The following is a 24,809-nucleotide window of genomic DNA, read 5'->3' as shown; positions in this document are numbered from 1 at the left end:
TGAGCGGATGGAATATACCAAAAACCATTTAGATGAGTGTAAGCCAATGAACCCCTTTTCCTTAGATCCTGACCCAGCGCCCACTTCCTTCAGAACCAGCAACACCAAAACCGTTGATCAAAGTTCATGTTTTGGCAACCGCCATGTTATTCCTGGTTCAGGTTCCAATGAACCTGCAATGAATCTGGACACCAGAGAAACTCCATTTTGCAGCAACCTGTCGCAACGCAGTATAATACTGTCGCAAATACGGTCTTTTCTTAAACCTGAGGCAAGTGAACAGGCAGCAAATATCCTGCTCGATATTATAAATATTGAATGCCAAACCCTGAGAGGCCATAAAATATATCTTCTCAGCCAGGAAGATATATCCAATTTTATTTTTGAACGCTTTAAAGTGAGGTCGAATTATCTACTACGCAAGTTTGAGAATACGTTATTCAGAAATATTAATGAGGACTTACGGACAATCTCATTATTTACGGAATTTAATATAACCACCGAAATGGCAATAAAAAGTTTTGTACATAGTGAATATTGCCCAAAAACAGCAGGTACGAATATTTTTTTCCGGGCAGGCAAATTCACTTGTGTCAATGACGAAATGGGCCGCAGCAGAAATTCTATCCTGAAAGAGAAAATTTTTGACCCTAAAACTATCAATCAACAGGGTCAGGCCTATGGTATTGGCTTATACAGTACTCCAAGCATCGCTGCCGCCAGGGGTTACCTCCATAAAGGTTATAATAAAGGAAACCCAGTCACCATACTGGCCATATTCATTAAACCAGATATAAATATCCTGTCTCTGGAAAATGACAGTCCATTTTCCTGTTTTCTGGACCACCAATATCCAATGTTTAAGAAAACAATAATGAAAGATATAAGACATGACAAATGCCATATAGAAAACTGCCTTTATATCATGCCCGCAGCAGAAACCCGATATGGTTATACATTGATTAAGTCGCCAGAAATAATCAGAAAAGTTACCCCTTATGATTACAGCTTGCTAACAAAGCTACACGTGCCTTTTAACCGTGATGAAATCAGTGGTTATAAGATGACACCACGGCCAATGTCAGCTAAGTTACAGCCTGAATATATCAAGCATGATTTCATTGAAGTAAATCCTGATTCTGACAAGTTGTATCTGCCAATTTATCGTTATGCTGCCAGAAATCGTTTTGCAACCAATAGGGAGTTCCGGGATAGCAATTGTAAACCAGAGAACCAGGAGGAGATCTGCCAAAGCAACTATAAATTCTTCACAACCATAGATGGAATCAATTATCTAATCAGGCCATCAGCTCGACCATATGAACTTTGCAGGGATTTTTCATCACCTGTATTTCATGTTCAATACAAGCTTTCAAAAAACAGGCTAACACCATCTTAATTTGTCTCTAAGGCTAACCACACTGCCAATAATGATTATTGTCGGAGCCTTTACCTTTTCGGACTCAATAATTTTATTAATGGTGGCCAGAGTTCCGGTAAAGACCCGTTGATTCCTAGTAGTACCCTGTTGAATCAAGGCTATGGGCGTCTGCGGATTCCTTCCATGATCCATTAACTCCCGGCTGATGCGGGGAAGCCCCAGCAACCCCATGTAGAACACCAGCGTTTGACCGGGGTCCAGCATTTCCTGCCAGTTCAAGGCGTAGCTGCCATCTTTCAGATGCCCGGTGACAAAGCGGACAGACTGGGCGTGATCCCGGTGGGTCAGGGGAATACCGGCATAACTGGCACAGCCGGAAGCGGCAGTAATACCAGGCACCACCTGGAAAGGAATACCCTCACTGGCCAGCGTTTCAATCTCTTCACCACCACGACCAAAGATAAAGGGGTCGCCACCCTTCAACCGCAAAACCCGCTTGCCCTCTTTGGCCAATGCGACCAGCAGGGCATTGATCTCTTCCTGGGGTCGTGTGTGTCGATCCCGCTTTTTACCAACGTAGATATAATCTGCATCCCGACGACAAAGTGCCAGAACATCTTCAGACACCAGCCGATCATGCAGCACAACATCCGCCTGCTGCATTAACCGCAGTGCTTTAAATGTCAGCAGATCTGGATCACCCGGGCCTCCGCCCACCAGATACACTTCGCCGGTTTTCTGCTCCGATGTGTTGGCCAGGGTCTGTTCAATCAAACTCCGGGCTCCCTGCAGATCACCTGTCAGCGCCTTTTCCGCAGCAGGACCTGCCAACACATTCTCCCAGAAATACCGGCGGTCATTGATCTCACTGAACCGGGCCTTGACCATATCGCGACACTCACCTGCCAGTGCCGCCAGACGGCCATATCCCCGGGGCAACAGCGTCTCCAGTTTCTGCCGCAGCAGACGGGCCAGAACCGGTGCTTTACCACCGGTGGAAAAGGCAACCACCACCGGAGAGCGATCAACAATCGCCGGCATTACCGCATTACCGGCTTGTGCGTCATCCACCACATTAACAAACAGCTGTCGCTGCTGTGCCATCCTGGCTACCTGGCGGTTAATACCCTCATCATCCGTTGCCGCAATGACCAGACAGACATCGTTCAGGTCATGGTTTTCAAAGGTTTTTTCCAGCAATTGGTGCTCACCGCTGGCAAGAAACTCACGAATTTCTGCCGATATCTCTCTGGCCACCACTCGAATATTGGCACCAGAGGCGTTGAGAAGCCTGATTTTACGCAGGGCGATATCGCCACCACCCACCACCAGACAACGCTGGTTACGTACCTGTAGAAATAATGGCAGATAGTCCATGTTTTTCTCGTTATTGATATAGCTCTGTTTGACATAAGGTTGCAGGCACAAATGATGTAAGCCTGCGGTTCGCTGGCCGAACCATGTATGGGCCGAGTTTACCAGCCTACGACAGAATAAAGATAACAATATTTTCTTATCTTTTATTATTAAAAGTTATAAAAAGCCGGAAGCTGAACGGAGGATAGGGAAAAATCCGACTTCTCACTTATACGACTATAAGAGTACAGTTGATAGTAAATATGACGATATAGCTTTTTATACTGTTATTGCATCACTCCGACATAACCATAAAGAGAATGCTATACAGTTCATGGCTGTTTATATCCGAATGAGACTACTCCCCTCTTTCACGGATTGAAACGCGCTTCAGGCCCCTATCATTGTTAGCCGCTTTATGACCAGTCAAACTATTGAAAACCCAGCCCCAAACAGGGACTTCCTGCGCAATCTCTGGCAATTGGCACTGCCTATCTCCCTGCAATCCATGATGTTCTCAATGCTTGGATTGATCGATATCTTCATGGTCTCCATGCTGGGTGAAACAGAAGTTGCTGCGGTCGGCATGGGCAACCGGATTTTCTTCTTTAACCTGATTCTGATCGCTGCCCTGGGCAGTGGCATGAGCATTCTGGCGGCGCAGTATATCGGTGCCCGAAATATGGATGGTTTGCGTAGGACGCTGGTTCAGACGATCATTGCCACACTGGCCATCACCACCCCATTTGCCATTGTCTACCTGCTCTTTCCAGAACAGATCATGGGCCTGATCAGTGAAGACCTCACGCTGAAGGCTCTGGGCAGCAGCTATTTATTCATCACAGCGCCCTCCTTTCTCTGCATAGCGGTCACCATCCCGCTGGAAGCCCTGCTGAGAACCAATAACGACGCAAAAACACCGACACGCATCGGTTTTATCACCATTCTTATGAATGTGCTGTTTAATTATATGCTGATCTATGGCCATTTTGGCTTTCCAGCCCTTGGGGTTGCCGGTTCGGCATGGGGGACAACCATTTCCCGGTTGATTCAGGTGGGCTTGCTTATCTATTACATCCTTGAGGTTCGCCCGGGGCTCAAACCGGTAAAAGCTGACCTGTTGCAATGCAAGAGTCGTAAACACTGGATGAAATACATCGGCATCTGTGTTCCCATGCTGATTCAGGACGGCCTCTGGTCATTTGGCCTGGTGCTTTACAACCTGATGTTTGCCCAGATGGGGGTTGTTGAGCTGGCGGTGATGAGCGCCATCTCTTCCGTTGAAGGCGTGCTGATTTCCCTGTTTATCGGGTTCGCTATCGCTACCTCAATCATACTCGGGAAGGAGCTCGGCGCTGGAGAATTTGAGCTGGCCTGGAAACAGAGCCGTTATTTTATGCTGGTCGCCCCGGCCACCGCCCTGGTAATCGGCGTTGTTACCCTGATTTTCAATGAGCAGATCGTCGGAATGTTCGGCAAATTTCAGGGTGACACCTTGAAAATGGCCAGTGAGGTGCTCATTATTGCCGGATTTGCCCTATGCATCCGGGTCATCAATCTGACCGGGATTGTTGGTGTACTGCGCAGCGGCGGCGATGTGAAAGCCACGGCAGCCATCAATATTATTGGTATGTGGTTTGTCGGTGTACCGCTGACCTGGGCAGCGGTGAATATCTGGCATTGGCCACTGCATCTGGTGTTTATCTGCGCTCTGATGGAAGAAGTGACTAAAGCAATTCTGGTCCTTTACCGGGTGCTGGCAAAATACTGGTTGAAGAATCTCACAGTTGAATGCTAAACCAATCGCCCTGGCTAGGAGGCTAAGCGTTGTTACCCATACCATTCGTCTGAGGCTTGTCGAAGTACGGTGGCACCATCCTTCGACAAGCTCAGGATGAACGGGGTGTACGGGTATTAACGCTTTTCTGCACCAGGGCGACTTGCTCATGGTCTGGATGTTTGTTGAAGAATCTCCGCCCAAAAAGAGTCCACCTTCTCGCTGATGAATTGTTCAAGATCCTCATTCATGAACCTTCTGCGAGAATCTGCAACGCCAGCAGCGCCTTCAATAATCTCCTGTTCAGAGAGTCCCTGGTTATCCGGACTGTACTGTTCCAACAATAACTCGGTGTTGCTCTCTGTCTTACCATGCCAAACTGAAAATTCAGCGTTTCCCTTTCTTAAAAGATCAAGTAATTGAGGCTCAGTTTTAAACATGTCAACAATATAATTCTGAAAATCGGCTTTATTCCTGATGCCTCTGATGAATTTTATTTCAAGTTCATCCATCACTTCCGGCTTCAGTTTACCAATTTCTCCAAAACGCTGAAAAACATGATTCTCCGGGAATTGACAAATACTTCGGGAAAATTGATTCTTGATACGCCCTCTTATCTCAGTGGATTCACTGGCTTCTACAAGAAGAGTTCCATCACTCTTGCTTGTAGTAGACATGGCTTTGTAGAGTACTGACTCATTAAAAAATAATTTTAACTTCTTCAACAAGTCGAATATCTGAACAATATCATGCCCTGCCTCCAGCTCCCGCCTGATATTAATGAAAGCCATTCTCGTTTTGATTTGATCGATGATTTCCGAAGTATGATCCTGACAATCATGGTCATAAGCAGCGTCAATCATCTCAGTGATTTCAGCACCGGTATCTGCCCGCAGATCTTCCGGGAGTGTTATCAGATGTTCCAGGATTTGTAATAAGCTCAATTTAAGCTGATTGTTTCGGTCTCTGGCTGCATTCACTTTTCCATGCAGCCTGTCTATTGCGTGGTGAAGTTCAGAATCAACGGGAAAGCTACTGTGTAATTCCTGCTGGCATCTTTGAATATTGCTTTCGATCGCAGAGGTGGCACCAGGCTGATAGTGACTTTGCCTGCCCCAACTCTGTTGGGCACGTTGAGTATGAACCCTGTTTTGACGCAGAATTTCAGGTACAGTCATTCCATCCACTAGTGTTTGTCCATTATACAAGTTAAACACAGCTTCCCGCTCGGATCTTGCAGCCTCTTCTTGTTGCCATTGATGATCACTCACGGGTAAAGAATACAAATGCGGATGACTTTCCAAAGGTTGGGCCAACCGGTGTTGCTGTTCGGGTCGTAACTGTTGCTGGCAATCTTGAATAAAATGTTCGCCCTTGTGTTCCTGCAAAAAAGAGCATTTCGGGTAAAGTCTGGCATGAACCTCATCGATGGTACTAACTCCCCACTCCTGTTGCCACTCTCCAATGGAGCCTCCGCAGGAGAAACAGAATATTTTTTTTTCATCCAGTGACAAATAAAATCCTGCATCGGATAGTCTAAGGGCATTTCTATTACCATGAGGAAAATCATCCAGGAATTCTACACACCTCGATGCATAGTGCTTAGCGAAAGAGTACATTCGCTCTGTCGCACATGCCATACGTTGGTTATAAATCGTAGCAACCGGCTCCACGTCAGAGGGCACCGTTTCAATATTATTAATTTGATGGTTATCAATGGAAACAGTTCGCTGTCGGCTACCTGATGGTGCCAGTAAATGATAGTCGCTGCCTGATGCTTGTTCGACCAATTGCGTTTGATCAGATGATGCGGCTACATTTAATGTCTCTATTTCATTAGCCAACAAAAATACTTGCTGAATACATTCATTCACATGGATCAATTTCCTGAGTTCAGCATCCTCAGGGGGAATATCGATACCAGGAAGATACACTTCGGCGCTACCCCTGAAGTTATCCATAAAAGACTGTATTTGGAGCAATGCCCTTAGCGAAGTTAATGTATGAGCATGGCCATGAATAGTAAATGCATAAGTTCTTACCGGCTGGTGTTGATGACTCTGAAAACCTGCATCCCGTGGAAATGAGCGCTCAGGGAGATCAGCACCACCAACAGCCCCCTGATCAGATAATAAATAGTTGTTCGGGCTGGCAATCGACCTTACACCGTATAGACGATAACTCGAACCATCAGTATCTGGACGGTTACTATTAATCGCCTCATTCCCATGAACAGTTCTCTGTGTAAGCTCCCCGGGTGTGATATGATCCATCATGATTCTCCTTGAGTTCATTATGACCGTTAAATATTTGAACAAAATTAATTAATAATAGTGTTTTAGATTTCAAATGTGGCTATCAAAATGGTTAGATTGACTAACCATTTTAATGATGTCCGAAAAATTTCAGGATGACACCTTGAACATGGCCAGCCTGGGTGTTGTTCTGCGCTCTGATGGAGGAAGTGTCTAAAGCGATTTTGCTGCTTTACCGGGTGCTGACAATGCACTGTTGAAGTATCTCACTATCGGGATGTTTCTCGAATAATCTTATCCCAGAACATGTCCAGCTTCTCGCTGATGAATTGGTAAAGATCTTCACGCATGAACCTTGCACGAGCATCTGCAACGTTAGCAGCACCTTCAATAATCTCCTGCTCAGAGAGCCCTGGTGTATCGGGACTGTACTGTTCCATCAATAACTCAGCGCTACTCTCTGTCTTGCCATGCCAAACTGAAAACTCAGCATTTTTCGTTATTAAAAGATTAAGTAATGCCGGATCCGTGTTAAACATGTCCATAATATAATTTTGAAAATCGGCCAGATTCATAATACCGCTGGTGAATTTTCTTTTAATTTCCGCCATCACAATTGCTGGCGGCCTGCCAACAGTGCCGTAACATTGTGGAATTTGATTCTCAGGGAATTGGCAGATACTTTGGGAAAACAGATTCTTAATGTAACCTCTTGTTTCAGTGGATTCACTGCCCGCAATAAGTAGAGTACCAGTTAACCCTCTTGTAGTAGACAATACACTGTACAGTACTGACTCGTTGTAAAATAATTTTAATTTCTTCAGCAGGTTGAATATGTGGACAACATCAGACTCAAACTCCAGCTCCCGATTGATATCAATCAAAGCCATTCGAGTCTGGATTTGATCAATGATTTCTGTTGTATGATCCTGACAATCCCGGTCGTAAGCAGCGTCAATAATCGAAGCAATTTCAGCACCTACATCTTCCGACTGATCTTCTCGAAGTGCCAGTAGATTCTGCAGGATTTGCAATAATTTTAATTTAAGCACGTAGCTTTGGTTCTGAGCAGCATTAACTTTCTCATGCAACCTGTCCATTGCATTGTGAAGAGCTGACCCAGGAAGAAAGCTACGGTGAAATGCCTGCAGACATCTTTGAACATTGCGTTTGATAGAAGAAGTGGCATCTGCCTGACTCTGTCTGTTACTACTGTTTTGGCCAGCTTGATTTTGCGCCCGTACCAATTCATGTAACGTCATTCCGTCCAATCGTGCTCGTCCTTCACGCCAGTCGGATAGAAATTTATAATAATCCACTTCTACCTGCTCTTGCTGCCATTGATACACATCCAAAGGTGAGCGATACAAATGGGGATGACTTTCCAAAGGTCGGGCTAACACACGTTGTTGCTCTTGTGTTAATTGTTGTTGACAGGCTTCGATAAACCCTTCACCTTTTTTTTCCCGCAAAAAAGAGCACTCAGGGTAAAGTCTTGCATGAACCTCATCAAGGGAGCGCACTCCCCACTCCTGTTGCCACTCTTTAATTGAACCTCCACAGGTAAAACATAACAGCCTTTTTTCCAGCAGTGATAAATAAAATCCAGCATCTGATATTTTAAAAGCACTCTTATTGCCAGCAGGAAAATCACGTATAAATCTCATTTGTCTGACTGCACCATGCAGAACGATAGAGTTTCTGCGATCGTTACTGTTTACCATATATGGGTTAAAGATTGTAGAAACCAGCCCCGCATCAGGGGCTGCGGCATGATCAGCACCATAACCAGTATTAGTGGTTGGTATCGCGGTAATATCATTAATTAACAGAAACGCATTGAACCGATCCTGTCTATTGATAATAAAGTGTTTCAGTTCAGTATGGTTAATAGGAATATCTGAACCTACATTGTATAACTCAGCACTATCACGAAAGTTTCGTAACAGTTTCCGCTCCGATAATAACGCAGCAATCGAATCAAATTGTTTATCTTCTCCATTAATATGGCCGAAATACCGGGTAGTGCTGTTAACGTCAGCAGCAGGATTTGAGCTTTCCGAAGATAGAGCAGGCTGGCAATACTGTACTGGTGTTATCTGACCACTGATTGAATTTAACCGCCTGTTTTCACGGGCAACCATTCGCTGCAAGCCACTGTGTGTTGCCGGTAAACGATAGTCATCTGACCTGTATCCACTGGCTGCTGCCTGTTCCGTCACATGTGTTTGATCCGCTGGTGTGAATACATTTAATGTTTCTATGTCATTCACCAACAAGAATACTTGCTGAACACGAGCATTCTCAAGAATCAATGTTTTGAGTGCGCTATCCTCAGGGGGGATATGGACATCAGAAAGATATCTTCCGGTACTCGCCCTGAAGTTATCCATAAAAGGCTGAATCTGGAGCAGTAACCGTAGCGACTTAAATGTTTTAGTCTGGCCATTAATGATAAATTGATAAGAACTCCCCGCCTGATTCTGGTGACTCTGAAAACCTGAAGGAAGGTCATATTCATGACCAGAGGAATCAGTATTAGCAACAGGCTGCGGGTTACCCGATAAATAATTGCCTGATGTACTGGCAATTGGCCTTACAAGGTATGACTGATATCTCGAAACAGCCGCCGCATGGGCATTATAAACATCAGATTCATCATCGCTGCCCAAATCAATAGTTGTCTCTACAGGATCCCTCGCGGAAAGATTATTCACCACGCTCTCCTTTTGTTCATGACTACCGTAATTTTTGAACAAAGTTGATCGATGATAATACTTTAGATGTAAATTAAGAGGGTGAAATCAAACGTTCCACCCTGCTGATCTCCTAGAGAATACTAATTCCTCCCATATAGCTCTGAAGTGCTTCAGGAATATGGATACGCCCATCCTTATCCTGGTAATTCTCCAGTACCGCCACCAGAGTACGACCCACGGCAAGACCTGAACCATTCAGCGTATGAACCAGCTCAGGCTTGCCTGATTCGTTGCGGAAACGCGCTATCATTCGACGTGCCTGGAAATCAACACAGTTACTGACGGAAGAGATTTCACGGTACTGATTCTGGGCGGGCAGCCAGACTTCAAGGTCGTAGGTCTTGGCAGCCCCAAAGCCCATATCGCCACCGCACAGTGCCACAACGCGATAAGGCAGCCCCAGCTTCTGGAGAATGGCTTCTGCATGCCCTGTCATCTCTTCCAGCGCTTCATAGGACTTGTCAGGATGGACGATCTGCACCATCTCAACCTTTTCAAACTGGTGTTGACGGATCAGGCCACGGGTATCACGACCATAACTGCCCGCTTCGCTTCGGAAACAGGACGTGTGAGCCGTCAGACGAATGGGCAGTTGATCAGCTTCAACAATCTGTTCACGCACCAGGTTGGTCAGGGTAACTTCTGCCGTAGGAATCAGGAAAAACTGCTTCTGGTCAGCACCGGAATCATCATCACAGGCGGTTTTGAACAGATCTTCCCCGAATTTGGGCAGCTGGCCAGTGCCATACAGGGCTTTATCATGAACCAGCAGCGGGGTAATAACTTCTTCATAGCCGTGCTCAGTGGTCTGAACATCCAGCATAAACTGAGACAGAGCCCGGTGCAGGCGGGCAATTTTGCCACGCAGCATGGCAAACCGGGAGCCGGAAATATGAGCAGCCGCTTCGAAATCCAGGCCAAGAACTTCACCCAGATCAACGTGATCTTTGACATCAAACTCAAACTGTCGTGGCTCACCCCAGGTACGAACCAGTACGTTGTCGTTTTCGTCTTTACCTTCTGGTACAGAGCTGTCTGGCAAGTTAGGCACTTCCAGCAGCAGGTTATTCAATGCTTCCTGCAGTTCGGTCAGGGCCTGCTCATTTTCCTTGAGTTCGGCATTCACCTGATCCATGCGCTCTTTAAGCGCGGAAACATCACCGCCCTGGGCCTTGATCTTGCCAAATTCCCTGGAACCCGACTTACGTTCGCTCTGCAGCTGCTCAGTTTTAACCTGAAGCGACTTGCGACGCTCCTCCAGAGAAACCAGACGCTCAATATCCAGTTTGTAGTGCTTCTTCAACAGCTGTTCCGCCACAGCTTCAGGATTGCTGCGAACGATTTTGGGGTCTAGCATATTCCTACCAAATTAACTGATTGGACGATGGTTTTCTTATCCGGGCAGACGCTTTAAACGTTTACCATTCTTGTCACGGATAGCCTGCTGATAATACACCATGACTCTGCGACATTCGATAAAGATAATAAACAGGAAGTCAGGACCGTTAACCGTTCAGGATCACCCGTATGCCCTGATAACCCAACCAGGTACCAACCAGACACAGAGTCACACTGGCCAGCATATAAACGATTGCCTCAACCAACCGATCAGCTTGAAAAAGCCGGAAAATATCCAGTGAGAACGTAGAAAAGGTGGTTAATGCCCCCAGAAAGCCTACGGTGGCAAAATCTTTCCAGATCGCAGGAAGCAGGCTTTTCTCTACCAGGCAGTACCAGCCAATCCCGATAAGCAACGAACCAATAATATTTACCGTTAAGGTCGGTAGTGGAAACAACTGATCATTTCCGGATTTTGCATACCACTCATAAACCAGAGAACGCGCCAGTGCCCCAAGGGCTCCACCGGCTGCTACAGCAAGGTAGTTCAGCAAGTACGGGTATTGCATCAGAGCTTCCTTTCAGATGAGGGATAGAGAATTTTGAAGTCATCGCCATGAAACGGTTCTAACCATATCAAAAGGCCAGGCAACCTAAAATCAACAAGTTAAGTAATTCAGGTTGTGTCGTTTATTTGAAATTGTGAATATATGATTGGATAATATAAAAACTACCGCTTTACTGTACTCTCTTTATTAAGCCGTTTCAGCCAGGCCAGCTTTTCCTTGATCTTAATCTCCAATCCGCGATCATTCGGCTGGTAATAGTCCGGCACATCCATCTCTTCGGGAAAATAACGCTCCCCTGCGGCATAGGCATTGGGCTCATCATGGGCATAGCGATAACCAGCACCATAGCCAAGGCTGCCCATTAATTGAGTCGGTGCATTCCGCAGGTGATGAGGCACCTCATAGGATGGATGACTTTTTACATCGTCCCATGCCGCTTTCCAGGCTTTATAAACGGCATTACTTTTTGGTGCACAGGCGCAATAGACCGTTGCATGGGCCATGGCCAACAGTCCTTCCGGCGCACCCAACCGCTCAAATGCCTGCCAGGCATTAATAACAATCTCCAGTGCTCTCGGGTCAGCATTGCCAATATCCTCACTGGCAATAGCCACCAGCCGACGAATCACGTAGAGAGGATCCCCTCCCCCATCAACAATTCGAGCGGCCCAGTAGAGTGCGGCATCGGGATTGGAGCCGCGAACGGACTTATGAAAAGCTGAAATGGTATCGTAAAACGCGTCACCGCCTTTGTCGAAACGTCGCCCGGTATCGGCAAGAATGGCCTGAACCGCCTCAGACGTGATAATGCCGTTCTCAGCCAGATCCGATGCAACCTCCAGAGTATTGAGCGCCTTGCGACCATCGCCGTCAGAATAGCGAATCAGAATATCCCTGGCGCTTTGCTCCAGCTGAATACCCTTGCCGCCCAGACCTCGCTCTTCATTGGTCAAAGCCTGGTCAACCAGTTGGCCAATGGCCTCTTCCCCCAGCGGCTTAAGTACGTAGACCCTGGCCCTTGAGAGCAATGCATTGTTAAGTTCAAACGATGGGTTTTCGGTGGTGGCCCCGATAAAAATAACGGTACCGTCTTCTATATGAGGCAGGAATGCATCCTGTTGCGACTTGTTAAACCGGTGAACCTCATCCACAAACAGCACTGTTTTCCGCTGGTAAAAACGCTGTTCATCCTTAGCCCTTGCTACTGCTTCCCTTATGTCTTTAACCCCGGAAAGTACGGCAGAGAGGGTTTCAAAATGGGCATCGGTTTTTGTCGCAATCAACCTTGCCAGCGTCGTCTTGCCAACGCCGGGCGGCCCCCAGAAAATCATGGAATGGAGCATACCCTGCTCCAGCGCTTCCCGCAGGGGCTTGCCTCTGGCAAGAATATGTTCCTGGCCCAGGTATTCATCGAGGACTCCGGGGCGCATCCTTGCCGCCAGGGGTTCATAGCGACCGGAAGCAGGGGCATCAAAGAGTGAGGTCATACCCTGCTCTCATCAATAATATCAAAACCGGCCTTCTCTAATGTCTGCAGGTCAGGTTCAAACAGTGTATTGTCCACCGGTTGATTGAGTTTCACCCGGGTAAAATCAATTCGTCGCTTACCACCGAGAGAGTCCACAATCGTGATGGCTGAAATCTCCTCCCTGGAAAAATGGATCTCCAGCTTTTCAAAAAGATCGGACGCTTTACCGGGTTTCAAGGTATAAACCACCTCCGGGCCATAGTTCATTCGAGTCACCGCGTACTCCATCAGAAACTCACTGGCATCGCCACTCAGTAGCTGCACGGCGGTCGGTCCTGACTGATTGTCCATCTTTTTAATCACCACCTGCTTAAAGTCAGGATCAAGCATCCAGAGCTTGCCATCTTTAGCAATAATCTCCTGGTTAAACGGTGAAGTGATATGCCAGCGGAACTGATTTGGCCGCTTAAGTTGCATACTCCCCTTCTCAACTTTGGAGCGTCCGCTTTTATCAATGGTACTTTGAGAAAAATTGGCACTGACCGTATTCATGGCCTGCAGCTTTTGAGCCAGCGCATCAGCGGCTTTCTGATCATGTTTTATACTGGCCGGCGTACTGCTCTGTGCCCTGGCCAGCATGGATGAATGAGTTGACGCCTGCTCAGCAGACCAGACTGGCATGCTGATGGCAAAAACCAGTGGTAAAACAGTCAATAACGGCGTTTTCTTGATCATAAACAGGAACTTAATCTGGATAATTAATGCTTGGGCGGTGGTGAAGCAATCACTTCACGATTGCCGTTAGTCAATGCCGGGCTGACAACACCTGCCGCCTCCATGGCTTCAATCATTCGGGCCGCCCGGTTATAACCTACCTTCAGCTGCCTTTGAACCGAAGAAATGGACGCCCTGCGTGACTCGGTAACAAAAGCCACGGCTTCATCGTAAAGAGGATCCTGCTCATTGTTATCCAGCCCGCCCGAAAATGCACTGCCTTCCGAACTCTCACTGACACCATTGAGAATCTCTTCCACAAAATCCGGCGTTCCCCGCAGCTGCCAGTCAGCCACCACCCGATGCACTTCATCGTCAGCAACAAAAGCCCCGTGAATTCGGACAGGAACACTGGTTCCCGGGGGTAGATAGAGCATGTCACCGTGGCCCAGTAACTGCTCAGCGCCACCCTGGTCGATAATGGTTCGGGAGTCAATCTTGCTGGACACCTGGAAACTGATGCGAGTAGGAACGTTGGCCTTAATCAGACCGGTAATCACATCCACGGATGGGCGCTGCGTGGCCAGAATCAGATGAATACCCGCTGCCCGAGCCTTTTGGGCAATACGGGCAATCAGCTCTTCAACCTTTTTACCAACAATCATCATCATGTCGGCAAATTCATCAACCACGACCACGATAAAGGGCAGCGTGCCTAACTCTGGTGCCACATCTTCCGCTGATACCGGCTGATAGAAGGGATCCCGGTGCGGCTCCCCCCTTTCCAGGGCATCTTTCACCTTGCGGTTATAACCGGCAATGTTACGAACCCCCAGATGTGCCATCAGCTTGTAACGACGCTCCATCTCGGCAACACACCAGCGCAGGGCATTGGCTGCCTCTTTCATGTCCGTCACTACCGGTGCCAGAAGATGCGGAATGCCATCATAGATGGACAACTCCAGCATTTTCGGGTCAATCATGATCAACCGCACATCTTCCGGGCTGGACTTGAACAACATGGACAGGATCATGGCATTGATACCGACGGACTTACCGGAACCCGTGGTACCGGCCACCAGAAGGTGCGGCATTTTAGCCAGGTCAACAATCACCGGCTGACCGGAAATATCATGTCCCAGGGCAAGGCTGACCGGAGACTGGGCGTCATCAAACGCCCTGGATGAAATAATTTCGCTATAGAAAACGGTTTCGCGGTCATCATTGGGAATCTCAATCCCCATTACTGACTTTCCGGGAATCACTTCCACCACCCGGACACTGACCACCGCCAGAGAACGGGCCAGGTCGCTGGCCAGGTTGGTAATTTTACTGGCCTTGGTACCGGGGGCCGGTTGAATCTCAAAACGGGTGATAACCGGCCCTGGATGGACAGCAACCACTTGGACATCGACACTGAAGTCTTTCAACTTCAGTTCCAGCAACCGGGACATGGCATCCAGAGACTCTGGACTCATGGCCTTGCCGGAGGGGCGGGCTTCATCGAGCAACGAGACGGTTGGTAAACTTCCCTGCGGGGTATGTTCCACCAGAGGTGGCGCTTGCTCCCTCGCCGGAGGAGGGACTATTACCGGCTTTGGCTTTTCGGCTCTCTTCTCAACCACCGGTGGAGCCGGTGGCATAGAGTCTTTCTGCAGCTTTAATGCAGGCTCCTGCACCGGTGCCAGGTCGCTTTGCTCAGGCTCCCGCTGCTTTCTGGCGGCCAGCTTCTCCTGCAAATCAAAATAGAGCGCAATCAACTTTTCTTTGCAGTAAACGGCGAAGCGCAGGCTCCAATAGCCGACACTGTCCATCAAACGAAACCAGGAAAGATCGGTATAAAGTGTCACACCGAGGAGAAACAGCGCCATCAGCAGCAGTGTACTGCCGGTGACATTAAAGGCTGGCAGGAACAGATGAATCAGCAGCTCACCAATAATCCCGCCGCTGGACGAGGGAAACAGTTCACTCAACCCATGATAATGGAGTGAAGCCAGGGCAGCCCCTGAAGCAATGGACAGAATAAAACCCATACTGCGAATCAGCAGTAACCAGGAATTCCATTCATCCGCTTCATGCCGGTAGCGAAAAACCCGGATCGCCTTGATCACCAGGATAACCGGCACCATCCAAGCCAGAAACCCAAACAGGGTTAGCAGCAAATCCGCTGACCATGCCCCGAATCTGCCGGCACTGTTAGCAATATCCCTGACCGGGCCAACATGAGACCAGCCGGGATCGACCTTATCATAACTGGCCAGTGCCAATACCAGAAAAGCGGCCAGTACCAGCCAGCCAAACATAATGCCTTCACGCACTCGTGATGAGAGCGTTTCCGCCGCTGCTGCGCCCCGGATTGTACGCTTGCACCATCGTATGGAAACAGGCTCTTGTGATTGATCACTATCCGGTTGATGACTCTTATCCGGCTGATGACTCTTTTTGCTTACGGACCCTGCCATTCGGCTCCCTGAGATAACTGATTATAAACACAGTAGTTTAACCCGAGAAGATAACACGAGCCCTTAACTGCGGACAATCCTGCATCCATTCTTATACAAAGAACAAACATCGACCAATGAGGTAAAAATGAACAGTTTTTGTAGCCCCGGATCTGCTTGCAGGGTATTTTAGAGCGCTGTTTCTTTTCAGGCAGCGCCCTTAAGGCCAATCCCCCATGTTTCGACCATCCTTTCTTGACTTCTCACAGCGAATGAGCCGCAACCCGGCTGTTTCAATGGGTCTATTGTTGATCACCCTGACCTGCAGCATCCTGTTCTCCCCTATTGTCATGGAGTACCAATCCATTGGGGTCACCCTGTTTTCCTGCCTGATGATTGCCAGCCTGGTTCTGACCCTCGGATCGCTGACGGAAAACAGTCCAAAAATCCGTCTCTGGTTAGAGATCACCGGCACCACTATCGTGATACTCAGGGCGGTGGTTGAGTTCCCAAACCCGCCAAACTGGCTCCCCTTCTTCACCTTAATAGCCAGCATGCTGTTCCACCTGGGCATGATGCTGATGCTTATCGGGCACCTGTTCAGCATTAAGCCACAGGCCGAGAAACTATTAGCGGCGATTAACTTCTATTTACTGACGGGCATCACGTTCAGTTATCTTTATTTACTGGTGAACCTGATTACCCCCGGGGCATTTGATCTTGCCAATCAGGGTATTTCCAGCTGGCCGGATTATCTCTACTTCAGTTTTGTCACCCTGACTACGCTGGGTTATGGTGACATTCTGCCCCTCAGCCCTCTGGCACAGGGCCTGGTATCTCTCGAAGCGATTGTGGGTGTATTGAGTCCGACAGTAATGATTGCCCGGTTTGTTGGGAAATAAGACAAACCTGGTTTCGGTGGCAGCGGATAAACTGCCATCGACAGGGCTTATACGAGGGAAAATTCAATGAGACTCTGCTGGAAACTCACCGGCAAACATTCTCTACATAGCTGCCGAAACATCACTGTGCTCTCATCATGTCTGCCAGCTGTAAGTAGCGGTCACTGTTATGGAGCCCATTCAGCAAACGCTCCGGTACCGCCTCCAGCCCATTCATCGCTCCCAGAAGCACACCCGTTAAGGCAGCCCTGGCCATATTGTTGCCGCCTCCATTAATGGCAGACAAAACACCCTGCTCAAACTGGTCAGGGTAGCGGTGCATCAGGTAGTAAGCACAGGGAAGCAGGTGAACAAGCTGGCAATCCATGCCATAAACCTGACTGATATGCAGGGCCGGTTCTATACGAACGGTCTCTGGTTGCCAGGCCACCTGTCCATTCCCGGGAGTCAGTAGATGGTCGTAACGCTGTATTGCCGACATCACATCTGAGCATTTTGCCATAGCCGCTAAACAGGCCGGTAATTTGGTCAGCGGAACGCTGTTGACCATGGCCTGAACAACCAGGGCAAATACCAGTGTATTCTGCCGTATAAAAGGCTCCCGATAGAATGTCTGCAGCAGTTGACCAGCAGCGTCTACCAGCTCAACCGGGTCATCAATCGCCAGGGCCAGAAGGGATACAAACTGTGCTCCCTCGGTTGTGTCACAACCCGAAGCAATCCCGGAATCCCCCCAATGTAACCCCGTGCGGCGTGCCCTGATCAGGTCCACCATCAATTCATCAGTATAGCGCCCGGAAAAGGACTCACCGGACAATGGCGCAAAGAAATCATCAAGCCGGGCAAGGAAATCTGTCAGTACAAAGCCATCACAATGGGCCAGAGACTCAAGCAGCAATACGATCACCTGGCCCGTCTGGGAAACGTCGCCTGCCCTGACACCCTGCTGATAACGGAAATGACTGATATTGGCAAAACCATGGCAGCCATTAACTGCCGGGTCCTGATAAGTATCAATCCAGGGGCCATAATCCTGAGCCAGTTGATCCAGGTCATAATACCAGTGGGTGCCGACGCCCAGGGCATCACCAATGAGCAGGCCAGCCACCCCACCCTTTATCCGGCTCAGTTTATCAATGTTTGAAGGGTATGATCTGATGGTCGATGTCGAAGTCATAGCAAGCCCACATTGCAAACCGTATACACCCCATGAACATAGCTGAATTTAGCGACCACCGCAGTGTATTCGCTGCCATTTCACACAGGGGCATTCAGAATGGTGATACCAAACTAATACGAATATATACGACTATTTAATTGCATTAGTCGGCGTATTGTTGCCTGAAGTCCACACTATTTATATGAGAATAAGCCCATGGAATCCGTACACGGTCACAATGTACTGAATATGATCAGAGAGCAGGAAGCTGCGCTGAGTAAAGAGGCGCTCCTCACAGCAATGTCAGCAGAGTTTGGTGAAGAAGCCCGATACCACACCTGCTCCGCACAGGAACTGACAGCAGCAGAACTGGTTGATCAGTTTGTTGGGAAAGGTAAGTTGATTGAAACCAGTGAAGGCATTCAATACATTGGTTGCAACTGCCATTGTCATTAAAAAAAGCCCGTTTACGGGCTTTTTTTAATCTGAGTTTTTCTGAGCAGAAAACAAAAAACCGGTCACAAGAACCGGTTTCAAAATTTTATTGTTGTTGCCTGTCTCATCTTTGTGGCCTTTGTGTCACCTCCCCCGCGACGTAAAGGCCTTTTCTGGAGAAATCCCCCCATCTCTTTCCCCTTCAGGCGTAAGCCATAATACGTATTGTTTTTTCTGACATATTGACCTGAATCAATATTACATCATCCATCGCATAAACTCCTGATTGCTTCAGGGTAAACTCCACTTTTTATCGAGTTAATGCTTCATGGTTTAGCTGGGAAAAATCTCTCTGTAAGATGGAGGTGGCGGCTGAAGCTCTAACTGCGAGCTTATAACCGTCACGTAAGATGGAGGTGGCTCTGGCAACAAATGATTAGACTCCAGGCTGATAACCGTCAATGCCTGGTCTGATCCCGTCTGCTTTGAATCGTTGTGCATAGGCAAGGGCTGAACCGCCACGATGGACTCTCTCCCTGGTTGCGGGGCTGTTCTGCTAATTGAAAGATCAGTGTGAACAGGAGCAGCCTCCCGAGACATTATACCGCAGCAGCCACCATATTTAGCATCGAAATAGGCACCTATTCCAAGGATTGCGAAAATACCGACACCCGAACCAGCAAGAGCACCGAAACACACTTTAGCCACCATGGTGCCTTCTAAGGGTAAGCACGAACCAATCACCGCACCGGTAGAAGTTGCACCGGCCCAGGTCAGGCCGAGGCATGATGAACGGCAATTATCATTTTCTAAAGTACAGCCAGGATTATTAATGTAACCATTCGCTCCTGACGGTGTAGCAGGCAAGCTTTGCATTTTGGATCAATCTGAAAGTAGTTAACGATAGTTATTTTAAAATCGAGTTCTTTTAAAATCGCTGATTATCAGCAGCTATTTCACTGCTTGAACACATTCGACCTGTAAAATCGACCTGTAAAATCACTCATAGTTCCGGATAAAGATCATCAGGTGCGGATAAGTCCGTGAACATAAGCCCAATTTGAAGAAAATGGCACTCGACCTTTAATTTAAAGGCACAATTTCAAGCCCGAAAGATGGCGTTGTTCCCGGGTCCAGCGAATTATCTTCAGTGCCAATGGAAATATTGAAGCGTAGTCGTGACTCGCTGATCCCCTGCTCATTTAAATGCTGAACAATATTCTCTTGCAGTACTTCCATTTTGTTCTGCCAGGTATCCAGCTCTGCCAGGGTCTCGGGTACCGTGCTGTGAATGATAAGCAGAGCATTCATTGATGAGTCAATGTTCATATTTGTAACAAATGAGGCCAGATCAGAACTTTTTTCAATCCCGGATTTACCGGGTTCCAGCCTGAAGACATTGTTGCCAGCATCCTGTTCGATTGTACGTTCCATCTCATAGTCATGGGGCTTAAAGATATCCACCAATGTATAAATGCGTCCATTGCCCCGACGCACCGCGTAGACCGTATAGAAAGCATTCAGCTTTTTCCCAATATAAAACGCTTGTTCCTTATCCTGACCATAGAGCGTGGAAATATCGAAGACATCGTTAGCCCAGAAATTACTGGCACCACAGGAAAAACTGCGGCATTCAAACAGCGTCTCAACACCCTCCCCTTGCAACAGGCTGACATAAAATTCATAGCCCTGATTGCTGCTGTGCCCGGGCGGCAGAAAGTAGAGGTCCCTGATCAGGTGCCCGTCAAGCCACTGAGCGCCATCCGAGGTAACAACGCCGTTGACCCGCTTCATCCGATTGGTAATGATCGGGTGGTTCTGTCGGTTCTCATCGATGGCAAGCTCTATGCGGGCATTAGGATACGCTGGAAGTCCCGACGCATAGGTTGAAGCGCCAATTACCAGGCAAAGCAGGGTACTGATTATTTTGCAGGCAATGGTTAAAGAGCCAGATTTAAGAGTCTTCAGTAGACCCGGGATATCCACAATCACTTTATTCATGAAACACCATCCAAGTCTTCCCCCAACGACGTTTCAGACTATCATAATTTACTGCCTAAAACAGAGTTAACTATATTGGCAATCGCTTCCACCTGATCGTCCATGTGAAGATGATGGTTGCCACTCATCGGGTGAAAATGAATATTTGGCAGCTTATGATGATACTGGTTAATAGCGTCACTGATCGGACCAATGTCAACATAGACCATATGAGCATTACAGGTTATCTGCCGGGGAAATGCCAGGGTCTGCTCAAGGGAAAAACGGGTGGGAGATCCCAGCTTTAAACGGGGATCTGCCGTCCAGATCCAGTCATCTCCATCCTGAATAATAGATCGATCCACCAGCAGTTCTGACGATTGCCTGGAAACTTTGAACTGGCCCATGGCCCTGGCCCGAACGGCCAGCTCCTTCGATCGATAGCGGGTCACTGGCAGCTGATCAACCGGTGTTCTGCGTTGATTGATATAGTTCGCCAGTGCTTGAGGAGCATCTTCAGGGTTTCTTGGCCAGGGGAAAAGCCCGTCAATAGCTACCAACCCGGCAACCTGATCTTTCAGCACGGAGCCCGCTGCCATCGCACTGACCACACCGCCCATGGAATGCCCAAGCAAACCAAACCGTTCAAGTTGCAATGACTCAGCGATATAAACCAGATCTTCAACGTAGTGCCAAACATCATAACTGAACCACGCGGGACGATGTTGAGAAAGACCATGGCCCGCCTGGTCCACAGCTATCAGCCTGATGCCCTCTAACTTTGGGGCCATGGGAGTGAAACTGGCCGCATTATCCAGCCACCCATGAAGTGCGATCACCGGAACACCCTCAGGGTCCCCCCACTCCAACGCAGCAAATGTTAAATGCGGTGTTTGAATGTTCAGCTCCCTTGGATACATCGTAGACTCCTTGCAATTCAAAGTATTGACTTATTTAGGAAAGAAGTAAGGCCGAATGGCTGACCATTGCAATCACAGCCAATCTATCAGAGAAATCGTGAATGTTAACACAGGGAAGCAACAAAAACAGAAACCCCGTAAAAACGGGGCGGAACTACTGTCAGACAGCACAGAGCGATTTTAATTGTTATTGGAGTGGTATATATTCTTTTTCCTTTAGCGGCAGGGAATCCGGTCCCGCCTTTTTTGTTTTTGCTGCGACCTGCTGACTTCGGCAACCCGCTACAGGAGTGACTACAGAATACGTATTTCCCGCACACACTTTATTGATCCAGATCAAAAAATAAGAACATTGTCGCTTAAAGCACAACCGTGATTATTGCACGAACAGGCTCTCAGTCCTTCGCCTTGACGTCTGATGTCTCCAAGCATCCCGTTACTTTCAGTTCTTTATGACCTTAATGAGCATAACAGTTATGATTGGATAATATAAAACCAATAAGTTACAGGATGCTGACTCACGCAGCACCCTCTTCAGACTTGGGCTCAAACATTGGGGGAAGCAAAGGCATCGCCATCGCCTGATGGACCAGCGCCATAATATCCATGTCACCAAGGCGATGAAGGACCGCAATATCGTCCAGTACATAATACAATGGCTGCAAAATATCGATCCGGTAGGGCGTTCTCAGTGCTGTCAGTGGGTCAAAGGCGGTTCTGACGGGAATATCACTCTCCAGGGCATAGGCCGTTTCACCGAAGCTGGAGAGAATTCCACCGCCATAAATACGCAACCCCCGGGAGGTATTCAATAAGCCAAACTCAACCGTCATCCAATAAAGCCTGGCAAGGTAAACCCGCTCTTCTTTGCTGGCAGCCAGACCGAGCCTGCCATAGGTTTCCGTAAAGTCAGCAAAATCCTGATTGGTCAGCAGAGGGCAGTGACCAAATATTTCATGAAAAATATCCGGTTCCTGCAGATAATCCAGCTCATCTCTGACGCGGATAAAGGTGGCAACCGGGAATTGTTTGTCGGCTAAAAGCTTAAAAAAACGATCAAAGGAGATCAGCGCCGGCACCCTGGCAACCCCCCAGCCGGTTTTACCGTTAAGCACACGGTTTATTTCATCCAGTTGTGGAATGCGCTCTGACGGCATGGCCAGTTCTTCGATGCCGTCCATGTATTCATCACATGCCCGACCTTGCAATAACTCAATCTGTCGGTGATACAGAATACTCCAGGTTTCATGCTCCTCATCTGTATATTCAATAAAGCCTGACTCGTCAGGCTTTCTGGCCTGATATTTGGATGACTTCATAAAACTCTCCCCGGCCTTGCAGCAAGGTAGTGAATCACTACCCCACCGGATTGATGGTTCATTCCCCTGAAAAGCCCTGTAATAGAACCTGTTCCATAAGAAAACCCGACGGATTGGTGATCAGTCAGATCAGAGAAAAAGCTACAACACCCCTCTTCTCATCTGATCCCTTTCCATGCTTTCAAACAGCGCGGTAAAGTTACCCTCACCAAACCCTTCATCCCCTTTGCGCTGGATGATCTCAAAGAAAATCGGGCCAATGGCGGTTTCAGTGAAAATCTGTAACAGCAATCCACCCTCCTCAGTAGGTGCACCGTCCATAAGGATGGCACTGGCTTTCAACTTATCAACATCTTCCTGGTGCCAGGGCAGCCTTTCAGAGAGCATCTCGTAATAGGTGTCCGGTGGCGGGGTCAGAAAGGCGGCACCGTTGCCCCGCATCGCCGGTACCGATTGATAGATATCTTTGGAGTACAGCGCGATATGCTGGATACCCTCGCCATTATATTGGTGCAGATACTCTTCAATCTGGCTCTTGTCATCAGAAGATTCATTGATGGGAATTCTGATCTTCCCACAGGGACTGGTCATTGCCCTGGATTTCAACCCGGTCAACTTGCCTTCAATATCAAAATATCGAATCTCACGGAAGTTAAAAATATCCTCGTAGTAAGATGCCCACTTATCCATATTGCCCCGCTGGACATTGTGGGTAAGATGATCGATAAAGGTCAGGCCGACACCTTCAGGTTCCTGATCAACGCCCTCAACAGGAACGAAGTCCACATCATAAATCGACCCTTTGTCGCCATATCGGTCAACCAGATAAATCAGGCAGCCACCGATGCCCACAATGGATGGGATATTCAGCTCCATGGAACCACTCTGGGTTGGCCCGGGTTGACAGCCCAGTTTGAGCGCCCTCTCATAGGCAAACGCCGCATCTTCTACCCGAATGGCAAATGCACAGGCACAAGGGCCATGCTCCCGGGCAAACTTCTGGGCAAATGAGTCAGGCTCGCTGTTAACGATAAAGTTAATTCCCCCCTGGCGATAGAGTGTCACCTCTTTGGATCGGTGGCGCGCTACCGCAACAAATCCAAACTGTTTGAAGAGGCTTTCCAGTGCCAGCGCATCCGGCGCTGCGTATTCGACAAATTCAAACCCGTCGGTTCCCATCGGGTTTGTGCTGGTAATCTTTGACATTTTGTTCGTTGTCATGCTTCGTCCTCTTTTACAGTCCAGCCACAGTATAGAAAAAGTATACGATCGCCCTGATGCAAAAGCCTTGCGATATGCAGCCTCATTACGCAAGATGATACAAAAGGTTTGCATCAGATGAATTGGCGGAGCCATCAAACCGGGCTTACACTACCTGAAAGCAGCCAGTTATGTCGGGATCCTGCCAATAAATTCGGCAGCAGCCCTGATTGCCGGAGGTTGTTAATGAAAGAAGTGCATTATTCCGGTTAGAGAAGATGCTTAATCCGGGTCTGTCTGCATTGATCAGAAGTGTGGCCAACAACACAGCGAGGGATCGGATGGCGAGCAGAAATGTATTGGATACCTACGACATCAGACTTTTGTCTGCACTCCAGAAGAATGATGCGCTATCCCTGCAATGTCTTGCAGAGCTGGTCAGCCTCTCTGCATCACAATGCTCCCGCCGTATCAGTCGGCTGAAGGCAAAAGGCTATATACAGAAACAGGTGACTTTACTGAACCCGCAGGCGGTTGGCCTGGATGTTGAAGCCTTTATCACGGTTTCCCTGGATAACCATACCCCGGACTCTGCAACCCATTTCAAAGAGGCCATTCTGGACATGTCTCCGGTTATGGAGTGTCATGCCATCACTGGCAGTGATGGCGATTACCTGTTAAAGGTGGTGGCCAAAAATCAGCACGCACTCTCTTTTTTCCTGATGGAAGAACTGATGAAAATTCCCGGTATCAGCCAGATCAAAACGGCCCTGGCTCTCTCTGCCATTAAATCCACCACGGTACTGCCCCTCAGCTTATAGAGTCTTTTATGGAGT

The 24,809-nt window shown here is 48.1% G+C and carries 19 protein-coding genes; 5 read left to right on the top strand and 14 right to left on the bottom strand.

Features of this window, described 5'->3' with window-relative positions; all coding sequences use genetic code 11:
• Positions 1 to 7 precede the first annotated feature (7 nt).
• Positions 8 to 1,399 (top strand): hypothetical protein, encoded by a 1,392-nt coding sequence (locus tag ACO6V1_RS04215; RefSeq protein ID WP_422445023.1) that lies wholly within the window; start codon positions 8 to 10, stop codon positions 1,397 to 1,399.
• On the opposite strand, the gene cysG is transcribed toward ACO6V1_RS04215, so the two are convergent.
• Positions 1,385 to 2,758 (bottom strand): siroheme synthase CysG, encoded by a 1,374-nt coding sequence (gene cysG / locus ACO6V1_RS04210; RefSeq protein WP_422459068.1) that lies wholly within the window; start codon positions 2,756 to 2,758, stop codon positions 1,385 to 1,387. The genes ACO6V1_RS04215 and cysG overlap by 15 nt on opposite strands.
• Positions 2,759 to 3,155: 397 nt before the next feature.
• Here cysG and ACO6V1_RS04205 point away from each other — a divergent pair, with 397 nt between their 5' ends.
• Positions 3,156 to 4,535, top strand: a complete 1,380-nt coding sequence (locus ACO6V1_RS04205; protein ID WP_422445025.1) for an MATE family efflux transporter — start codon at positions 3,156 to 3,158, stop codon at positions 4,533 to 4,535.
• A gap of 146 nt (positions 4,536 to 4,681) precedes the next feature.
• Here the strand turns inward: ACO6V1_RS04205 and ACO6V1_RS04200 are convergent, their stop codons facing one another.
• The 7 genes from ACO6V1_RS04200 to ACO6V1_RS04170 all read right to left on the bottom strand — a co-directional run bounded on the left by ACO6V1_RS04200 (position 4,682) and on the right by ACO6V1_RS04170 (position 16,079).
• The gene (locus ACO6V1_RS04200) at positions 4,682 to 6,832 is read right to left on the bottom strand and encodes a hypothetical protein (RefSeq protein ID WP_422465921.1); all 2,151 of its coding nucleotides are present in this window, start codon (positions 6,830 to 6,832) and stop codon (positions 4,682 to 4,684) included.
• 206 nt (positions 6,833 to 7,038) lie between these two features.
• The gene (locus ACO6V1_RS04195) at positions 7,039 to 9,486 is read right to left on the bottom strand and encodes a hypothetical protein (protein WP_422465919.1); all 2,448 of its coding nucleotides are present in this window, start codon (positions 9,484 to 9,486) and stop codon (positions 7,039 to 7,041) included.
• A 112-nt stretch (positions 9,487 to 9,598) separates the two neighbouring features.
• A complete protein-coding gene (gene serS, locus ACO6V1_RS04190; protein ID WP_422445031.1) occupies positions 9,599 to 10,885 on the bottom strand; it encodes a serine--tRNA ligase in 1,287 nt (428 codons plus the stop codon).
• Between the two features lie 148 nt (positions 10,886 to 11,033).
• The gene (gene crcB, locus ACO6V1_RS04185) at positions 11,034 to 11,435 is read right to left on the bottom strand and encodes a fluoride efflux transporter CrcB (RefSeq protein WP_422445033.1); all 402 of its coding nucleotides are present in this window, start codon (positions 11,433 to 11,435) and stop codon (positions 11,034 to 11,036) included.
• 161 nt (positions 11,436 to 11,596) lie between these two features.
• The gene (locus ACO6V1_RS04180) at positions 11,597 to 12,922 is read right to left on the bottom strand and encodes a replication-associated recombination protein A (protein WP_422465918.1); all 1,326 of its coding nucleotides are present in this window, start codon (positions 12,920 to 12,922) and stop codon (positions 11,597 to 11,599) included.
• Positions 12,919 to 13,638, bottom strand: a complete 720-nt coding sequence (lolA, locus tag ACO6V1_RS04175; protein ID WP_422465916.1) for an outer membrane lipoprotein chaperone LolA — start codon at positions 13,636 to 13,638, stop codon at positions 12,919 to 12,921. The genes ACO6V1_RS04180 and lolA overlap by 4 nt, the downstream gene beginning before the upstream one ends.
• Positions 13,639 to 13,661: 23 nt before the next feature.
• Positions 13,662 to 16,079, bottom strand: coding sequence for a DNA translocase FtsK (locus tag ACO6V1_RS04170; RefSeq protein WP_422465914.1), 2,418 nt, complete (start codon positions 16,077 to 16,079; stop codon positions 13,662 to 13,664).
• 215 nt (positions 16,080 to 16,294) lie between these two features.
• Here ACO6V1_RS04170 and ACO6V1_RS04165 point away from each other — a divergent pair, with 215 nt between their 5' ends.
• Positions 16,295 to 16,960, top strand: a complete 666-nt coding sequence (locus ACO6V1_RS04165; RefSeq protein WP_422445041.1) for a potassium channel family protein — start codon at positions 16,295 to 16,297, stop codon at positions 16,958 to 16,960.
• A 121-nt stretch (positions 16,961 to 17,081) separates the two neighbouring features.
• Here the strand turns inward: ACO6V1_RS04165 and ACO6V1_RS04160 are convergent, their stop codons facing one another.
• On the bottom strand, positions 17,082 to 18,137 hold the full coding sequence (locus ACO6V1_RS04160) for an ADP-ribosylglycohydrolase family protein (protein ID WP_422445043.1): 1,056 nt from the start codon (positions 18,135 to 18,137) through the stop codon (positions 17,082 to 17,084).
• A gap of 198 nt (positions 18,138 to 18,335) precedes the next feature.
• Here ACO6V1_RS04160 and ACO6V1_RS04155 point away from each other — a divergent pair, with 198 nt between their 5' ends.
• The gene (locus tag ACO6V1_RS04155) at positions 18,336 to 18,575 is read left to right on the top strand and encodes a YecH family metal-binding protein (protein WP_163372612.1); all 240 of its coding nucleotides are present in this window, start codon (positions 18,336 to 18,338) and stop codon (positions 18,573 to 18,575) included.
• Positions 18,576 to 18,887: 312 nt separating this feature from the next.
• Here ACO6V1_RS04155 and ACO6V1_RS04150 read toward each other — a convergent pair whose 3' ends face one another.
• The 5 genes from ACO6V1_RS04150 to hppD all read right to left on the bottom strand — a co-directional run bounded on the left by ACO6V1_RS04150 (position 18,888) and on the right by hppD (position 23,994).
• Positions 18,888 to 19,430, bottom strand: a complete 543-nt coding sequence (locus ACO6V1_RS04150; RefSeq protein ID WP_422459052.1) for a hypothetical protein — start codon at positions 19,428 to 19,430, stop codon at positions 18,888 to 18,890.
• A gap of 207 nt (positions 19,431 to 19,637) precedes the next feature.
• The gene (locus tag ACO6V1_RS04145; protein WP_422445047.1) at positions 19,638 to 20,555 is read right to left on the bottom strand and encodes a DUF4892 domain-containing protein; all 918 of its coding nucleotides are present in this window, start codon (positions 20,553 to 20,555) and stop codon (positions 19,638 to 19,640) included.
• 41 nt (positions 20,556 to 20,596) lie between these two features.
• Positions 20,597 to 21,454, bottom strand: a complete 858-nt coding sequence (locus tag ACO6V1_RS04140) for an alpha/beta fold hydrolase (RefSeq protein WP_422445049.1) — start codon at positions 21,452 to 21,454, stop codon at positions 20,597 to 20,599.
• A gap of 518 nt (positions 21,455 to 21,972) precedes the next feature.
• On the bottom strand, positions 21,973 to 22,773 hold the full coding sequence (gene phhA, locus ACO6V1_RS04135) for a phenylalanine 4-monooxygenase (RefSeq protein WP_422445051.1): 801 nt from the start codon (positions 22,771 to 22,773) through the stop codon (positions 21,973 to 21,975).
• Between the two features lie 141 nt (positions 22,774 to 22,914).
• Positions 22,915 to 23,994 (bottom strand): 4-hydroxyphenylpyruvate dioxygenase, encoded by a 1,080-nt coding sequence (gene hppD, locus ACO6V1_RS04130; protein WP_422445053.1) that lies wholly within the window; start codon positions 23,992 to 23,994, stop codon positions 22,915 to 22,917.
• Between the two features lie 257 nt (positions 23,995 to 24,251).
• On the opposite strand from hppD, the gene ACO6V1_RS04125 reads away from it, so the two are divergent.
• Complete coding sequence (locus ACO6V1_RS04125) at positions 24,252 to 24,794, top strand: Lrp/AsnC family transcriptional regulator (RefSeq protein ID WP_422459048.1); 543 nt, start codon at positions 24,252 to 24,254, stop codon at positions 24,792 to 24,794.
• Positions 24,795 to 24,809: the final 15 nt, after the last annotated feature.

The sequence above is a fragment of the Endozoicomonas sp. ALC013 genome, assembly GCF_049310205.1.
GTDB lineage: Bacteria > Pseudomonadota > Gammaproteobacteria > Pseudomonadales > Endozoicomonadaceae > Endozoicomonas.
Note: the sequence above shows the minus strand (reverse complement) of the source record. Positions and strands in the feature narration are given on the sequence as shown.